17 protein-coding genes and 1 other RNA gene are annotated in these 15,975 nt (G+C 36.0%); 15 read left to right on the forward strand and 3 right to left on the reverse strand.

All coding sequences use genetic code 11. The features are described from left to right. The first annotated feature begins 197 nt into the window (after nucleotides 1–197). From dinG to KFD70_RS01745, 7 genes are all read left to right on the forward strand, one after another. Nucleotides 198–2,990: an ATP-dependent DNA helicase DinG gene (gene dinG, locus KFD70_RS01715; protein ID WP_336451794.1), complete on the forward strand. Its 2,793-nt coding sequence runs from the start codon at nucleotides 198–200 to the stop codon at nucleotides 2,988–2,990. Nucleotides 2,991–3,339: 349 nt separating this feature from the next. Next, nucleotides 3,340–3,510 (forward strand): YpmA family protein, encoded by a 171-nt coding sequence (locus KFD70_RS01720; protein ID WP_000412180.1) that lies wholly within the window; start codon nucleotides 3,340–3,342, stop codon nucleotides 3,508–3,510. Nucleotides 3,511–3,517: 7 nt separating this feature from the next. Next, nucleotides 3,518–3,994, forward strand: a complete 477-nt coding sequence (locus KFD70_RS01725; RefSeq protein ID WP_336451795.1) for a cell wall elongation regulator TseB-like domain-containing protein — start codon at nucleotides 3,518–3,520, stop codon at nucleotides 3,992–3,994. A gap of 18 nt (nucleotides 3,995–4,012) precedes the next feature. Beyond that, nucleotides 4,013–5,200, forward strand: a complete 1,188-nt coding sequence (gene aspB, locus KFD70_RS01730) for an aspartate transaminase AspB (protein WP_336451796.1) — start codon at nucleotides 4,013–4,015, stop codon at nucleotides 5,198–5,200. 129 nt (nucleotides 5,201–5,329) lie between these two features. Beyond that, nucleotides 5,330–6,037: a DNA replication protein DnaD gene (gene dnaD, locus KFD70_RS01735; protein ID WP_336451797.1), complete on the forward strand. Its 708-nt coding sequence runs from the start codon at nucleotides 5,330–5,332 to the stop codon at nucleotides 6,035–6,037. Nucleotides 6,038–6,052: 15 nt separating this feature from the next. Beyond that, entirely contained in the window at nucleotides 6,053–6,700 is a 648-nt protein-coding gene (gene nth / locus KFD70_RS01740; RefSeq protein WP_336451798.1) for an endonuclease III, read from the forward strand. 3 nt (nucleotides 6,701–6,703) lie between these two features. Continuing rightward, nucleotides 6,704–7,222: a YpoC family protein gene (locus KFD70_RS01745; RefSeq protein WP_336451799.1), complete on the forward strand. Its 519-nt coding sequence runs from the start codon at nucleotides 6,704–6,706 to the stop codon at nucleotides 7,220–7,222. A 22-nt stretch (nucleotides 7,223–7,244) separates the two neighbouring features. Here KFD70_RS01745 and KFD70_RS01750 read toward each other — a convergent pair whose 3' ends face one another. Both KFD70_RS01750 and recU read right to left on the reverse strand, forming a co-directional pair. Continuing rightward, on the reverse strand, nucleotides 7,245–9,923 hold the full coding sequence (locus tag KFD70_RS01750) for a PBP1A family penicillin-binding protein (protein ID WP_336451800.1): 2,679 nt from the start codon (nucleotides 9,921–9,923) through the stop codon (nucleotides 7,245–7,247). Between the two features lie 65 nt (nucleotides 9,924–9,988). Further along, nucleotides 9,989–10,591: a Holliday junction resolvase RecU gene (gene recU, locus KFD70_RS01755; protein ID WP_336451801.1), complete on the reverse strand. Its 603-nt coding sequence runs from the start codon at nucleotides 10,589–10,591 to the stop codon at nucleotides 9,989–9,991. Nucleotides 10,592–10,694: 103 nt separating this feature from the next. Here recU and KFD70_RS01760 point away from each other — a divergent pair, with 103 nt between their 5' ends. From KFD70_RS01760 to KFD70_RS01770, 3 genes are all read left to right on the forward strand, one after another. Then, nucleotides 10,695–11,720, forward strand: a complete 1,026-nt coding sequence (locus KFD70_RS01760) for a DUF2515 domain-containing protein (RefSeq protein ID WP_336451802.1) — start codon at nucleotides 10,695–10,697, stop codon at nucleotides 11,718–11,720. 419 nt (nucleotides 11,721–12,139) lie between these two features. Continuing rightward, nucleotides 12,140–12,382, forward strand: a complete 243-nt coding sequence (locus KFD70_RS01765) for a hypothetical protein (RefSeq protein ID WP_208016839.1) — start codon at nucleotides 12,140–12,142, stop codon at nucleotides 12,380–12,382. A 33-nt stretch (nucleotides 12,383–12,415) separates the two neighbouring features. Beyond that, entirely contained in the window at nucleotides 12,416–12,742 is a 327-nt protein-coding gene (locus KFD70_RS01770; RefSeq protein WP_420792342.1) for a YppE family protein, read from the forward strand. Nucleotides 12,743–12,765: 23 nt separating this feature from the next. Here KFD70_RS01770 and KFD70_RS01775 read toward each other — a convergent pair whose 3' ends face one another. Continuing rightward, complete coding sequence (locus KFD70_RS01775; protein ID WP_207992742.1) at nucleotides 12,766–12,957, reverse strand: YppF family protein; 192 nt, start codon at nucleotides 12,955–12,957, stop codon at nucleotides 12,766–12,768. A gap of 176 nt (nucleotides 12,958–13,133) precedes the next feature. Here KFD70_RS01775 and KFD70_RS01780 point away from each other — a divergent pair, with 176 nt between their 5' ends. From KFD70_RS01780 to rnpB, 5 genes are all read left to right on the forward strand, one after another. Beyond that, nucleotides 13,134–13,724 carry a YppG family protein gene (locus tag KFD70_RS01780; RefSeq protein ID WP_420792341.1) on the forward strand — a complete coding sequence of 197 codons (591 nt, stop codon included), beginning with the start codon at nucleotides 13,134–13,136 and terminating at the stop codon, nucleotides 13,722–13,724. Between the two features lie 150 nt (nucleotides 13,725–13,874). Beyond that, nucleotides 13,875–14,378 (forward strand): CotD family spore coat protein, encoded by a 504-nt coding sequence (locus KFD70_RS01785; RefSeq protein ID WP_336451804.1) that lies wholly within the window; start codon nucleotides 13,875–13,877, stop codon nucleotides 14,376–14,378. A gap of 56 nt (nucleotides 14,379–14,434) precedes the next feature. Continuing rightward, on the forward strand, nucleotides 14,435–14,989 hold the full coding sequence (locus KFD70_RS01790) for an SLOG family protein (RefSeq protein ID WP_336451805.1): 555 nt from the start codon (nucleotides 14,435–14,437) through the stop codon (nucleotides 14,987–14,989). Between the two features lie 97 nt (nucleotides 14,990–15,086). Continuing rightward, nucleotides 15,087–15,422: a cell division regulator GpsB gene (gene gpsB / locus KFD70_RS01795; protein WP_174099665.1), complete on the forward strand. Its 336-nt coding sequence runs from the start codon at nucleotides 15,087–15,089 to the stop codon at nucleotides 15,420–15,422. An 87-nt stretch (nucleotides 15,423–15,509) separates the two neighbouring features. Beyond that, nucleotides 15,510–15,900: RNase P RNA component class B (rnpB, locus tag KFD70_RS01800), an RNA gene on the forward strand. Nucleotides 15,901–15,975 lie beyond the last annotated feature (75 nt).

Consider the following 15,975-nt stretch of genomic DNA (forward strand, 5'->3'; position numbering starts at 1 on the left):
TACGTTTTATCGTTTACAGGAACAAATTAAAGATTCCTTTGTAATTATATACTTGAATGAATAGAAAGGGGCCTTTTTTCCAACACCAGGCTCTTTTATTTTTTGTACATCTTTTCATTAAGATGATATAAAACGTGGTATAGTAACAATATATGAATTTTTGTTGTTTGAAAGGGTAAGAAATTGAGGTGTTACATATGAGTAAGCGTTATGTCGTTGTCGATCTAGAGACGACAGGGAACTCCTGGAAAGATGGGAAGGACAAAATTACACAAATTGCAGCTGTTGTAGTAGAAGACGGAGAGATATTGGAAATTTTTTCGTCTTTTGTTAACCCGAAGAGAGAGATTCCCCCATTTATTACAGAATTAACAGGGATTGATGAAGATCTCGTGAAACAAGCCCCGCTATTTTGCGATGTAGCGCCGATGGTAGCCGAACTATTACATGGTGCTTATTTTGTTGCACATAACGTTCACTTTGATTGGAATTTTTTGAAAGAAGAATTAAAACAGGCTGGATATGGAGAAGTAAACTGCCCAAAAATTGATACGGTTGAATTGGCACAAATTTTATTGCCGACAGCTGATAGCTATAAATTGCGTGATTTAGCAAAAAAACATGAATTGGAACATGATCAACCGCATCGTGCGGATAGCGATGCTCTTGTGACAGCAGAATTATTTTTACAATTTCTAAATCAATTAGAAAAACTACCACTTGTCACATTACAATCTTTATATGAGCTAAGCGATGTATTCCAAAGCGACATAGCGAATATCATTTCAGAAAATATTTTAAATAAAGTGATACTTGGTACAGCAGAGGAAAAGGAATATGAAGTATATCGAAATATTGCGCTTCGAAAGCGAAATTATTCATTAGCAATTGGTGATGATAGTACATCTAAATTTGATGCTTTTTTACATAAATCAATGGAGCAACTTGAGCTGAAGATGCCAACTTTTGAAAAAAGAGAAAGTCAGCAGCAAATGATGAAGGAAATATATACAGCGTTAAGAGATTCGCGTTTTTCATTAATTGAAGCAGGAACAGGTACAGGAAAGACGCTGGCTTATTTGCTTCCAAGTATTTATTTTGCAAAGAAAAAAGAAGAGACGGTTGTGATTAGTACGCAAACCGTACAGCTGCAACAACAAATGATTGAAAACGAAATTCCTTTATTGCAAAGTATATTGCCATTTCCATTCGAAGTTTCCCTCTTAAAAGGAAGAAAACACTACCTTTGCCTACATAAATTTGAATATGCATTGCAAGAAGAGGAGAAGAATTATGATGCTGCGCTTACGAAAGCAAAAATTTTAATATGGTTACTGCAAACGGAGACTGGTGATCGTGACGAGCTGAATATTCCAGAAGGCGGTAAGTTACTGTGGGATCGTATTTGTAGTGATACGTATAGCCCAGGTGCTATGCAAAGTAACTGGTTTAGTCGCTGCTTTTATCAACGAGCAAAAAATAAAGCGTTATTTGCAGATATTGTTATTACAAATCATGCGTTACTATTTCAAGATTTTATTAGTGAAGATCCACTTTTGGCATCTTGTGAATATGTTATTTTTGACGAGGCTCATCATATCGAAGAAACAGCAACTAGGACACTTGGAGAGCAATTTTCATGTATGTACTTCCAATTGATTTTATCGCGATTTGGTACGTTAGAAACGGATGATGTGCTATCAAAGGTGTATGAAATGATGAAAAAGTCTCATCATTCGTCACGCTCAACCTTTCGAATGGTGAGTCATAGGCTGAAGGAAATTAAATTTGATGCCGATGAATTATTTCAAATGTTACGTACATTTATATTCCAACAAACAAAGCAAGAACAAGGGGCAAATAATATGCCACTTATCTATCGATATAAGGCGGACCAAGAGAATGGGAAGCTATGGAGAAGTATAGCCGAGTTAACAAATCGCTTTGTATACGAATTGAGAAAAATACTTACTGCGTTAGAGCAACAGGGTGACTTATTACAAAGTAAAATCGAATGGGAGATGCATGTTGTTACAGGTGAATTTTTGCATCTAATTGAATTATTACGCAAAATGGTCGACTCATTGCAGTTATTTATATTAGAAAAAACAGCATATGTGACATGGATGGAAACAGAAACGAAAGGTACAATCCACTCCACTGTGCTATATGCACAACCTGTCCATATAGGAGAAAGATTTGCGGATGAGTTTTTAGCAAAAAAGCGAAGCGTTATTTTTACTTCGGCGACGCTAACTGTCAATCATACATTTGATTATATGCAGGAACAACTTGGATTACATGACTTTGCACCAGACACATTAACAGTTCCATCGCCGTTTCATTATGAGGAACAAGTAAAGCTAATGGTTCCGACAGATGTTCCTCTTATTAAGCAAGTAAGTGAGGATGTGTATATAAGAGAAATATCACATCATATTAAGAGGATTGCGAAAGCAACAAATGGGCGAATGCTCGTTTTATTTACATCCTATGAGATGTTAAAGGAAACGTATACAAACTTAAAACAAGCGGATGAATTAGAAGGTTTTGTATTACTAACACAAAGTGTTCATAATCGTAGTCGAAGTCGTTTAGTTCGGAAATTTCAAGAGTTTGATAAAGCGATTTTGTTAGGAACAAGTAGTTTCTGGGAAGGGATTGATATTCCTGGCGAGGCACTAAGCTGTCTAGTTATTGTTCGGTTACCATTTACACCGCCTCATCAACCGATGATGGAAGCCAAAAGTGAATGGTTGAAAAAGAACGGAGAAGATGTATTTACGAAGCTAGCACTTCCGCAAGCAATTCTTCGTTTTAAGCAAGGTTTTGGTCGATTAATTCGTACAATGACGGATACTGGAACAGTATTTGTGTTAGATCGTCGTTTAACCAATTCTTTTTATGGAAAAAGATTTATGCAATCTATTCCCAATGTCCCTCTTTATGAAGGAACGTTGGCAGAACTATTGAATCACTTAGAAGAATAAAGTGAAACTTTAATCACTAGGGATTTCTTCATTCCTCGCGTTTATTACTTTTCAGATAGATTTGAGGTAGGTGAAATTACGGCCTGTTAGTACCAGGGAAAAGTGAGTAAGAAAAAATATGCCTGAAGTAGGACATACTTCAGGCATGAAATGTGGGTAGGAGGAAATTTGTTTTTTTCTTACTTCTTGTATACAAATGTTTCAGTTTTGGGTTTGAAACCTTTTTTTGCTGAACATGTCCTGCTATAATAGATGGGTGATGAAGCAGGGGTTGTAAAGAATGTACTCTTATTGTAACCGCATTGCGTTCTTCTATAATTAGAAATTTTTGTGTAACGGAGGAGTTTTCATGGAGAAGAAAATCGAAGTGCTATCAACGACGCGTATTAAATATTCGTCTGATTTATATAAAATTGTTGATAGTTTGAATCGCACTTTAAAAGAACAGGACCTCATGTTCGGGTTGGCATTAGACGAAAACGAAAAAGAAACAGCAGTATTTACGATATATAGAACGTAGTGATACAATGAAAAAGTGGATCTTTGCCATCATTATCGTTATCGTTGCCATTGGATTGTATGGGGTGCATGTTTATAATGCGACAATGGAAAAGAAAATTCCGAAAGAGTCAAAAGTTGTAGAAATTGCAAAAGAAAAAGCAAAGCTTACAAAGGTAAAAAACGTTGAATATTATAACGGAAAATCTTCATATGCAGTCGTACAGGGTGTAGATGAAAAAGGGGAAAAAATCATTGTTTGGGTACCTGAAAAAAAAGGAGATGTTTTAGTAAAGAAACAGAGCGAAGGTATTTCTGAAAAAGATGCTTTGCAAACTGTTGCTAAAGAGCAAAAACCAAAACAATTCCTGAAAGTAAAATTAGGCGCTGAAAACAATGTACCATTATGGGAAGTTACATATATTGATGATGAAAATCGTTATACTTACTACTATCTTGCATTTCAAGATGGTAAGTTTTTGAAGCGATATAGCATTGAAAAATAGATGTAGGGGGAACCACAAATGAAATTAGCAAAGCGAGTAGCTGCCTTAACACCGTCCTCAACTTTAGAAATTACAGCAAAGGCACAAGCATTGAAAGCTGAAGGACATGATGTGATTGGATTAGGAGCAGGGGAACCTGACTTTAATACACCAGAGCATATTATGGATGCCGCACATAAAGCAATGTTAGAAGGACATACGAAATATACACCGACTGGTGGATTAGCAACATTAAAAAAAGAAATTGCGCAGAAATTTACTCGTGATCAAGGATTAGCGTATGATGGGGCTGAAATTATTGTATGTAATGGTGCGAAGCATGCACTTTATACATTGTTCCAAGTGCTACTTGACGAAGGAGATGAAGTTATCATCCCAACTCCTTATTGGGTAAGTTATCCTGAACAAGTAAAACTTGCTGGTGGTAAGCCGGTTTATGTAGAAGGGCTAGAAGACAATCAGTACAAAATTAAGCCAGAGCAGCTACGCGGAGCAATTACAGAGAAAACAAAAGCTGTTATTATTAATTCACCGAGCAATCCAACAGGAATGATTTACAGCAAAGAAGAATTACAGCAGCTTGGAGAAGTATGTTTAGAGCACGACATTTTAATTGTTTCTGATGAAATTTATGAGAAATTGGTTTATGGTGGCGTGGAATATACTTCAATTGCCCAGCTTTCTAATGCATTAAAAGAACAAACACTTATTATTAATGGTGTGTCTAAATCGCATTCTATGACAGGATGGCGTATCGGCTATGCAGCAGGAAATAAGCAGCTTATTAAAGCGATGACGAATTTAGCAAGTCATAGTACGTCAAACCCTACTTCGATTGCTCAATATGGCGCAATTGCTGCGTATGCTGGATCGCAAGAGCCTGTAGAAATGATGCGTCAAGCATTTGAAGAACGATTAAACATTATTTATGATAAATTAATTCAAATTCCTGGTTTCACTTGTATTAAACCACAAGGTGCATTTTATTTATTCCCGAACGTAAAAGAGGCTGTAGCATTAGCTGGATATGAAACAGTTGATGAGTGGGCAAAAGCGTTGCTAGAAGAAGAGAAAGTAGCTCTTGTTCCAGGAACGGGATTCGGCGCACCAAACAATGTTCGCTTATCCTATGCAACATCTCTTGAACAGTTAGAGAAAGCGTTAGAACGAATTAATACGTTTATGAAAAGTAAAGTACAGGCTTAAATTTTTTCCTGTATAGATTACTTTGAATAAATGAAGATGACCTCCCTATCTATAGGGAGGTTTTTTGACGAATTGTGGTAAAAGGAAATCACAGTAGGTGTGTTATACTAGAAAGCGAGGTGTATGGTCATGAAGAAAAAAATGATGTTACAATGGTTTGAACAAGGCAGCATCGCGATTCCAAAATTGCTTATGATGCATTATAAAAAATTAGGTTTAAATGAGATGGAATTTATGGTTGTACTCCATGTGCATACCTTCTTAGAGTCGGGTAATTCTTTTCCAACCCCTTCAGAGATTGCAGAACGAATGACAATAACGGAAATGAAATGTATGGAAATCATTCAAGTGTTAATTCAAAAAGGTTTTTTAGCATTAGAAGGTAGTCAAAAATCTGAAGCGATGATGTGTGAAAGTTATTCATTACAGCCACTTTGGGAAAAAATCTTGTATTTTTTAATGAATGAAACAATAGAGGAAGAAAAAGAAGAACAAAAACAACTTCAAGTAAACTTATATACAATCTTTGAACGGGAATTTGGTAGACCATTATCGCCTTTTGAATGTGAGACATTAGCGATGTGGCAAGATCAGGATCAACATCATCCAAATTTAATTCAAGCAGCTCTTCGAGAATCAGTAATGAGTGGAAAACTTAATTTTCGATATATTGATCGGATTCTCTTTGAGTGGAAAAAGAATGGAATTAAGACGGTTGATCAAGCGCAAGATCAAGGACGTAAATTTAGAGCAAATCAACAACGCCCGCAGCAAGTAACAAAACAAGAGACAAAATATACAGGGAAAGTGCCCTTTTATAATTGGCTTGAGCAGTAATATAGGAGGAAAAGTATGTTAAACAAGACACAAATTCGTTATTGCCTAGATACAATGGCAGACATGTATCCAGAAGCACATTGTGAATTAAATCATGATAATCCATTTGAACTTGTAATTGCAGTTGCGTTATCTGCACAATGTACAGATGTCCTTGTAAATAAAGTAACGAAAAGTTTATTTCAAAAATATAAGACACCCGAAGATTATTTAAATGTGTCTTTAGAAGAATTACAACAAGATATTCGTTCAATTGGGTTATACCGAAACAAAGCGAAAAATATTCAAAAATTATGCCGGATGTTACTTGAGGATTATAATGGGGAAGTACCACAAGATCGTGATGAACTAACAAAACTACCAGGAGTCGGTAGAAAAACTGCAAATGTAGTTGTTTCTGTAGCATTTGGTATCCCAGCTATCGCTGTGGATACACATGTAGAACGAGTAAGTAAGCGCTTGGCTATTTGCCGTTGGAAAGATTCAGTCCTAGAAGTAGAAAAAACGTTAATGAGGAAAGTACCGGAAGAGGAGTGGGGAGTTACACATCACCGTATGATTTTCTTCGGACGTTATCATTGTAAAGCGCAGCGGCCGCAATGTGAAGAATGTCGGTTACTAGAAGTGTGCCGTGAAGGGAAGAAGAGAATGAAGGGGAAGTAAAAAATGGAACAAGTTGTACAAATACCGGATGAGTTTCAATGCTCTCCTTTTTTTGGACGTAATATAAGTAAAGTGACATATGATACAGATCTATCTTTTGAAAAATTGCTAGAAAGTATTTATTTTTTATTTGATATAGAAAAGCGTTATGAACCATGGAGCAAAATCGAAAAAACGATTCCAGCAGTCTTGAATGTATGGAAAGTGAAGAAAGAGGATATTTCTATACTTTTTCGGAATCGAAAGCGAAAAGAAGCAAGAGAACCAATGATTCGCTTTGCAGCTCATTTATTATCGATTTTATATTGGTTAAATGGACAACCTGTGCCAGGGTTAAAGAATATGAAGGATAAGGTTGATGAGCTACAGATCAAACCAATTAACTTTATAGAACGTTACTCATTTATTACAGAGCAACCCAATCATTATCATTCCTATATTCAATTGGAACAGTTGTATGTAGAAATAGAAAAGCTGTATGCAAAAAAAATAATCCAAAAAAAGAAGTCACCATCTCTTTAGAGAAAGGTGACTTCTTTTTTTATTAGTGTGTTGGATTGCCCTCTGGTATTGGATTAACCTCTCCGCCATCATTTGTTGGTTCGTCCGGTTTGTCTGGTTTATCCGGTTTATCTGGTTTATCTGGTTTATCTGGTTTATCTGGTTTGTTAGCTTCTTCAGCCTTCTTAGCTTCTTCAGCTTTCTTAGCTTCTTCAGCTTTCTTAGCCTCTTCAGCTTTCTTAGCTTCTTCAGCCTTCTTAGCTTCTTCAGCTTTCTTAGCTTCTTCAGCCTTCTTAGCTTCTTCAGCCTTCTTAGCTTCTTCAGCCTTCTTAGCTTCTTCAGCCTTCTTAGCTTCTTCAGCCTTCTTAGCTTCTTCAGCCTTCTTAGCTTCTTCCTCAGCTTTCTTCTTAGCTTCTTCGCTCTCACCAGGAACAGTGAAAGATACCCCAGCTGCATCGCTTGTGCCGGTTCCTTTTTTTGCTACTACTGAGAAGCTGTAAGTTACACCTGGTTTTACGCCACTTAGTGAAGCGCTTGTACCGCTTACGGATAGGCCGCCGCTAGAGCCGTCGTTAGCTTTATAGCTTGCAGAATAAGACGTAGCATCTGAAGGGCCAGACCAGCTTAGCGTAATAGTGTTAGACGCTGCATCATAAGAAGGTGTTACACCAGTTGGTGGATCAACTTTGATTTGTTTAACAGCATCCTTTTTCGCACCCTTCACATAGAGTTCTTCATTTAAACGTTCTACAGAAGAAGGTTGCTCAAAACGAGATTTATCTGTAGCAAATTTACTCATCATTTCTTTGAAAATATGTTGTGCAATTCGAACTGATGATGATTTATCTGCAATGTAATTTTCTTCAGAGTCTTTTTCATATCCTGTCCATACTGACATTGTATATTGTGGTGAATAACCAGCAAACCAACTGTCCCTATTGGCGCTTTCTGGAATATTATATTTTTTTAATACACTTGCATCATAGTTCTGCGTTCCTGTTTTACCAGCAACATCTATTCCTGATACATAAGCAGTTGGACCTGTACCACCAGCACCTGGTTTTACAACATCACGAAGAACGTCAGTAATCATATATGCTGTGTAGTCTTTCATTACTCGTTTTTCTTTTGGTTTAAAGATTTTCTCTTTACCATCAGGAAAAACAACTTTTGTCACAAAATGTGGTTTGTTATAAACGCCATTATTTCCAAAAGCAGCATATGCACCAGCAACTTGTAAAGGAGTAGCATCATTACTACCAATCGCGTTAGATTCTACTGCTTTTCCTTCACGGAATGTCATTCCAAGTCCTTCAGCAAATTCTTGTGATTTATCTAAACCGACTGCTTGTGCTGTTTTTAAAGCAGGAATGTTAAGTGATTTTTTCAATGCTTCACGTAAAGAAACATCACCTTTATAGCTGTTTGTTGCATTTCGAATTTTTTTACCATTAGAATACGTATATTCTGAGTCATTTAATTGATGATAGGTTGACCATTGCATATATTCAATAGCAGGGCCGTAGTCAAAGATTGGTTTCATAGTCGAACCTACTTGTCGTTGCATATCAACAACCATATTATGCCCTTTAAATGTTGTTTTGCTTTCTTTACGCCCAGCACCAATTGCACGAACCTCGCCAGAATGGGTATCCATGAATACGAAAGCGCCTTGGAAGCGATCGTTTGGATAATCAATAATATCTCCATCTAGTAATTGTTCTGCATAGTCCTGTGCTTTTGGATCAAGATTAGTATAAATTTGTAAACCATCAGATCCGATATTTACATCCGGCATTTCTTTTTCAATTTCTTTTACAACTGCATCTAAGTAGGCTGGATAAGGCATTTCAGTGACTTCTTTAGATGGAAGAAGTCCTTCAGTTACAGGGATTTTTATCGCTTCATCCATTTCTTGTTTTGAAATAAAGCCATGTCGATTCATTAACGTTAATACAATGTTACGACGGTTTGTTGCTCGGTCAATATTTTCTTTTTTTGTTGGGTCATAAATGTTTGGACCTTGAGGTAATCCAGCAAGCATCGCTGCTTCGTGTAATTTTAAATCTTTTAAGTCTTTCCCGTAATAGTTTTGTGCTGCTGTTGCGACCCCATAAGAACGATTACCGAGGTTGATTTTGTTCAAGTACATTTCTAAAATTTCATGCTTGGAATATTGTTGCTCTAATTTATAAGCTAAATACCATTCCTGTACTTTACGTTTTGATGTTTTTTCCATTGTTAGAAAATAGTTTTTAATGACCTGTTGGGTAATTGTACTACCACCTTGAGAACCAAAACCACCAGTGACATTTTCAAGAATTGCTTTTCCAGTACGTTTAAAGTCGATTCCATTATGTTGATAGAATCGAGCATCTTCTGTCGCTAGGAATGCACTTTCAACCACTTTTGGAACTTGATCGTAAGTGATATTTGTTCGCTTTTCGGCACCATATTCATAAAAGAAGTTCTTGTCTTTATCATAAAATTTAGTTGATAGTGGATTGACAAGTTTTGCTTTATCTAGCTTTGGAGCATCTTTTACCATTACAAAAAAAGCGGAAACTCCAGCTATAAGACCAACAATGCCAAGAAGGAGACAACCAATTAAAAATTTCTTAAAAAAGGAGCCTTTTTTCTTTGGTTTCTCCGTTTGTTTTTTTTCTTGTTGTTGATGTTGTGCATGTTTTCGTTCTGTACGAGAACGATAATTTTCTGACATTATACTTTCTCCTACCTTTCATTTTCTCCCCAAAAGTCGAAAAAAGAGCCTTATTGTTGACTCTATCACGAAAAATAAGCCATGTCTAGTACACGAATATAATCAATTCGGGGGTGATAACCGCATGATAACAAGTATCCGTGCTCTTCGATTTCTTGTTTTTTAATCGATTTGCGTCCACCAGCATCTTGACGATTCCAAAATGAAATGACATGTTTTGCATCGAGTAAATAAAATTCATCATAAAGCGTAAATTTAATAATAACAAATGCAATTCCATTATGAGCTATTACTTGTTCCATATGCTTAATTTGATGAAGATGGAAATTTTGCAGCGGAAAACTTGTTTTATTTTTTGTTTCTTTCGCTTCGAAGTCAATGTATTTTCCTTTGTATACACCGTTGTAGTCTGTTGTAGAAGGCTGCTTAAAATAAGCTTCTCTCACAACTGCAGCACTTCGAGCAGGGTAATCCACTTTTACAATTTGAAGAGGGGTGGGTTTTTTATGTACGCATGCGATATTATGGGTTAAATAATATTGATTTGTTTCATTTAGCTCCTCTTCAAGAGACATACCTCTATTACCATAAGTATGTTTTTTAAATTGTGTTTTTTGAGGTTGTAATGCTTGATTATACCTTTTTCCGTTTGGATAACGAATGGTCATAGTTTGTCCACTCCAACTTACCTAGAATTACTTACAAAGGTGATTATATCAAAAAAAGCAAAAAAGATGCGATTTTTTTCAAGAGAGATGTGGTGATTCAAGTATGCTTATGCAGAATGAGTATGAGAAAATAAATAGAGAGCGCAGAGGGGGGGGATGTACAAAAGAAGAGAAGCGCTTAATAGCGCATATTAAACAACAAACAGCTCTAGCGAACATAGATAATATTTCACGTACATATACGTATCAAGAATATTACTTGAGAAATAAAGAAATCAGGTGGTCATTTTTGGCGAGTATGGTTTCGAGAAATTCTGGGTGGAATATGACAGATTTAGCAGGGAAATATTATCAAAATGTTTTATCTGAAAGAATAAGACAGCAACTCTTTCTTACGTATGAAAGTGCAAATTGGCTTATTTTTTCAGATGCATATCCACAATTGTTGTTATACGAATACAGTAAAAAAACGGCTAGACCTCTTTTTCATTTATTACAGTTTTTTAACGTATCTATTTTTATGGAGAAGGAATGGAAAGATTTTTGGAATAAAAGAGATCGCACACGTCTTATTACAGCACTTATTATTAATGAACAAAATAAGATTCAAAAACCGATTATTGAACACCCATATTTTCAAAAACATGTATTTCAAACCTTACTGTTTAAATTTCAAGAATTCTTTCACTTTAATGCTGTAATTTTCCCGACAACAAAAGGTAACCTATATGGTTTTTCGGTTTATCAATTTGAAAAGCTACAAAAACGTATAGAACTCGGGAAAAATTTAGCATGGTTATTATTTCATCCTGACTATGAAGCGTTATTTTATGATTTTTCTTTGCGAACATTCCCTACAGGATCAAGAGTGGATTACGAGCAGTATTTTACAATTCCAAAAGAGAAAGATACACCGCGGTTAAGAGAGGCTTTTTCAATTGTGCTACATCAAAATAGCTTGGAGAAAGATTGGTTTCATCAAAAAATGGATATTGAGGCGTTGTTTTTGTTTCAGGAACCAAAGGAAGAAGTTGAGATTACGGAATGGTTTCTACAAAAACAACATCAAGTACATATTTTGTCTACATTGAATCGCTTTTTTCAAAGGAGTAATGACTTCATGATATAATAAGAAAAGTCCCGCTCTTTTATAGGGAGGCGGGACTAATTGATTACATGAAAAATTAAGGGAGCTAGGTGGAAGATAAACTGCCCATAAAAGTTTGATTGGTGAGGTCTAATAATCAGCTGAGGATGAAGTCCTCAACTGATTAAAGTTTCACTTTATGTAGCAGGAAAGTTCGGGCCATCTAGCTTCGGATTCCCGGTTTCAGGTTTAGTTTGTTGTTTGTTTTGTTTTTTCTTCTTCTCATTTTTATTTTTAGCCATGGTAAACACCTCCCTTTTGTATTGTTACCATTTCTATAAAACTCATACAAACCGATTTCTTTGCCGAATATCAACTAGTTTTGTCAGTCGTGCAGGAGTGATAAGTGAATCGTCGAAATAACATGACAAAGGAAAAGCAAAGAAGGAGGCGTTTTATAAATGGCGATGGTTCAGAAGGAAAACGTAATGAAAAAAATGGATCAAATGTTAAGTGCTCTTGATTTGCTGGAAATGAATGTTTCACTTAGAGTTAATCATTCTTTAAAAGACAAACGTGAAGATATATGTAATAGAGGAGAAGTAACAGAAATGCACATTCAACACATGGAGGATAAATTATTGCATCATGAAGAAAAAGGAAGTTGGCTCCAAACGTTTCAAAACGTCATTGTGAGCGCATAAGAGGGTGGAAATAAATTGGGTTATGGAACATTAATGCAGTCTTCAATAAAATTAATACAGTACAATGATGAAACAATTATAAAAAAAAGAGAAGAAAAAGAATTTGATTTTTATCAAGATATGAAACCTTTTGTTGATATGGTTGATCAGGAGTTAGATGTGTGGAAAGAATTAGCTTATCAATGGATAAAACATGAGAAACCTAAGTATATACATGTACAACAAATTGACCAAGTATATGAAAATTTACAAAATAATGCACTGCAATGTTTTGTAAATAAGGGAAAAGGTAAGCGGTTTTATGAAACACATCAGGCGATTTTATATACGTTGCAAAATATAGTAGAACAATGTAAGTGACAAGAGGGGAAACCCTCTTGTTTTTATGATTCTACAGTTGTATGTGTGGGTTTCGCCCCATTTATTTCTAGTTCACGTATTAATACTCGATATTCTGAGATGCAGATTTTCCCTTCTAAATAGTGATGTCTAGCAAAATCAAGCAATTCATTCATATCCTTTGTAGAGTACCCCTTTTTTTGAGCGAAAGCTTGTTTTAAATCCCCTAATATCATGTTGATTCCTCCCCCATGAGAATCTTCTTCTCTACTATGGTAACATGAAAAGGCTTACTTTCTTATTTTTTTAAAAATTTAAACTTCCGACAAAAACAGACATTTATAAGGTTACACATTTTATTTTATAGGTACATATTCTATATGTAGAAACTTAGTTAGAGGAGGGAGAATACATGTTTCAACAACCAAATGGATATACACAGCCAAATGGATATACACAGCCAAATGGATATACACAGCCAAATGGATATACACAGTCAAATGGATATACACAGTCAAATGGATATACACAGCCAAATGGATATACACAGTCAAATGGATATACACAGCCAAATGGATACACACAACCAAATGCTTATCAATATAATGAGGATACATATTTACGTTATAATATGTATCCATTCGCTCCTTATTACGGAGATCAAATGAATTATTATCAGCCATTTGAAGTATCCTTTATGAATCAGCAACCACAGTCTTATATGAATCAACAATCTTATGTACCGCAGCAACCACAACCCCTTATGAATCAGCCGTCAATGTTTTACCCACCCAAGCAGCCTTTTCAACCATATCCAACGATGAACAAACAAAAACAACAACAACAGCCAAGTCAATTTTCTAGTTTCGTATCTCAATTTAAGACGGCAGATGGCAACTATGATGTGAATAAAATGATGAATACAGCTGGCCAAATGATGAATGCAATGAATCAGGTAACTGGGATTGTAAAACAAGTGGGAGGCTTTTTTGCTAAAGGATGATAGTTGTGTGTCCAAGTTATCGTATGTGAACAGCTATTGTATAGACAAATTTCCATTAAATAAATGGGTATATATAACAAGCGGCTTTTATTCCTTTTTCATATTGTAAAGTGTAGTCAGATTTTTTTTATGAGAGAGGAGAGAAAAACTATGCATCATTGTCATCCTTGTTTTGGAAGGCATAAGCCTACAGGACCTATTTGTACAACGCCTCCTGTCGTTCATCCAACAAAGCAGTGTGTAACACACACTTTTTCTACAACGGTGGTACCGCATATTCATCCAACTCATACAACACACGTTCATCATCAACAAGTTAAAAATCAACATTTCTTCCCGCAAACAAATTCAAATGTGAATGTTGTAGACCCCGTTGCTCCAGGATTCGGCGGAGTTGGTGGATTCGGTGGACCTGGCGGAGTTGGTGGATTCGGCGGACCTGGCGGAGTTGGTGGATTCGGTGGACCTGGCGGGTTCGGAGGAGGTTGCGGGCCATGTGGTCACGGGCATCAAGTATCTCCGTTCGGACCAGGACCAAATGCAGGACCACAAGTATCCCCATTCGGACCAGGACCAAATGCCGGACCAAATGTATCTCCATTCGGACCAGGACCAAATGCCGGACCAAATGTCGGTGGAATGTTTAAAAAGTAAATGTTATGTTAGAACTAGCAAAATGCTAGTTCTTTTCTTTTTATTGGAGTGTTGATATGAAAGTTGTTGCAGTAACAGGATATAAACCATTTGAACTTGGAATTTTTAAAAATGATCATCCAGGTGTTGTATGTATAAAAAAAGCAGTGCGCCGTAAATTACTCGCTTTTATAGAGGAAGGATTAGAATGGGTCATAATAAGTGGGCAGTTAGGAGTAGAGTTATGGGCAGCTGAAGTTGTCTTTGACTTGCAGCTAGAATATCCTAATTTAAAGCTTGCTGTGTTCACACCGTTTTTAGAACAAGAGGAAAATTGGAAAGAAGGAAATCAAGAACTATATGAATTTATTCTAGACCAAGCAGACCATGTTGATAGTATTACAAAAAGAAAATATGAAAGTCCGGAGCAGTTTCGATTAAAAAATCAATTTTTTATTGAAAAAAGTGATGCGCTTTTGGCAGTATATGATGAAGAAAAACCAGGGAGTCCTAAATATATGGTAGAAGTAGCAAAGAAAAAAGGGGAAATAGAAAATTATCACAGTTATTTCATTCTTTTTTCTGATTTACAAGATATAATAGAAGAGGAACAGTGGAATAATGCAGAGTAATATGTAATATAGATCACGTATATATGATTGACAAAAGGCATTGTTTCTGAAAAAATTTAGTTAATGAAAGTTTTGGTAAAAATTTGAGGTGAAGAAAATGATTTCGGACAAAATTAAATTAACAGCGAAAGACATTTTGGAAAAAGAATTTAAGACAGGTATGAGAGGTTATCAACAAGAGGAAGTAGATAAGTTCCTTGATATGATTATTAAGGATTATGAAGCATTTCATAAGGAACTTGAGCAATTACAACAACAAAATGCTCGTTTGAAACGTGAATTAGAAGAACAGAAATTAGTGAAAGCACAAGTTCCGCAGCAACCAGCTCCAACACCAGTTGCACAACCTGTATACAACAATACGAATACGGATATTTTAAAACGTTTATCTAATCTAGAAAAAGCTGTATTTGGAAGTAAGTTATACGAGTAATCTAAGGATAGAAAAAGATTGAAGCATTTTACATATAAAAAAGCATTGCAAAATCTTTTTGTTTCCACTATACTAATGTTTGTCATAACGTTTGGGTAATCGCTGCAACGCCAACGTTGTAGAGGAAAGTCCATGCTCGCACAACCTGAGATGGTTGTAGTGTTCGTGCCTAGCCAATTCATAAGCTAGGGTATTCTGGCTGTAAAGCTGGATTAACGGCAGGGAAAAAACCTAAGTCCTTCTGGATATGGTTTGACTACCTTTAAAGTGCCACAGTGACGAAGTCCTTGAAGAAATGATAGGAGTGGAACGAGGTAAACCCCACGAGCGAGAAACCCAAATAATGGTAGGGGAATCTTTTCCAAGGAAATGAACGATGGAAAAGGACGGGCATTTTGCCCTGTAGATAGATGATTGCCACCGGAGTACGAGGCGTGGGCCGTTTGCAGTACAAAGGAACAGAACATGGCTTACAGAACGTTATGAACCAATTATGTAATGACTCAGCTCTCCTTTGTAAGAGGAGGGCTTTTTATTTGTATGAAGTGATAAC

The sequence above is a fragment of the Bacillus pfraonensis genome (assembly GCF_050768835.1).
GTDB classification, from domain to species: Bacteria; Bacillota; Bacilli; order Bacillales; family Bacillaceae_G; genus Bacillus_A; species Bacillus_A pfraonensis.

Bases quoted from the DNA above. Each gene is read 5' to 3' on its own strand.
- dnaD (WP_336451797.1), top strand. From the start codon at position 5,330: ATGAAGAAAAAAATGATGTTACAATGGTTTGAACAAGGCAGCATCGCG.
- KFD70_RS01770 (WP_420792342.1), top strand. From the start codon at position 12,416: ATGCAGTCTTCAATAAAATTAATACAGTACAATGATGAAACAATTATA.
- gpsB (WP_174099665.1), top strand. From the start codon at position 15,087: ATGATTTCGGACAAAATTAAATTAACAGCGAAAGACATTTTGGAAAAA.
- KFD70_RS01790 (WP_336451805.1), top strand. From the start codon at position 14,435: ATGAAAGTTGTTGCAGTAACAGGATATAAACCATTTGAACTTGGAATT.
- KFD70_RS01765 (WP_208016839.1), top strand. From the start codon at position 12,140: ATGGCGATGGTTCAGAAGGAAAACGTAATGAAAAAAATGGATCAAATG.
- dinG (WP_336451794.1), top strand. From the start codon at position 198: ATGAGTAAGCGTTATGTCGTTGTCGATCTAGAGACGACAGGGAACTCC.
- recU (WP_336451801.1), bottom strand. From the start codon at position 10,591: ATGACCATTCGTTATCCAAACGGAAAAAGGTATAATCAAGCATTACAA.
- KFD70_RS01785 (WP_336451804.1), top strand. From the start codon at position 13,875: ATGCATCATTGTCATCCTTGTTTTGGAAGGCATAAGCCTACAGGACCT.
- KFD70_RS01775 (WP_207992742.1), bottom strand. From the start codon at position 12,957: ATGATATTAGGGGATTTAAAACAAGCTTTCGCTCAAAAAAAGGGGTAC.
- KFD70_RS01760 (WP_336451802.1), top strand. From the start codon at position 10,695: ATGCTTATGCAGAATGAGTATGAGAAAATAAATAGAGAGCGCAGAGGG.
- KFD70_RS01745 (WP_336451799.1), top strand. From the start codon at position 6,704: ATGGAACAAGTTGTACAAATACCGGATGAGTTTCAATGCTCTCCTTTT.
- aspB (WP_336451796.1), top strand. From the start codon at position 4,013: ATGAAATTAGCAAAGCGAGTAGCTGCCTTAACACCGTCCTCAACTTTA.
- KFD70_RS01750 (WP_336451800.1), bottom strand. From the start codon at position 9,923: ATGTCAGAAAATTATCGTTCTCGTACAGAACGAAAACATGCACAACAT.
- nth (WP_336451798.1), top strand. From the start codon at position 6,053: ATGTTAAACAAGACACAAATTCGTTATTGCCTAGATACAATGGCAGAC.
- KFD70_RS01720 (WP_000412180.1), top strand. From the start codon at position 3,340: ATGGAGAAGAAAATCGAAGTGCTATCAACGACGCGTATTAAATATTCG.
- KFD70_RS01780 (WP_420792341.1), top strand. From the start codon at position 13,134: ATGTTTCAACAACCAAATGGATATACACAGCCAAATGGATATACACAG.
- KFD70_RS01725 (WP_336451795.1), top strand. From the start codon at position 3,518: ATGAAAAAGTGGATCTTTGCCATCATTATCGTTATCGTTGCCATTGGA.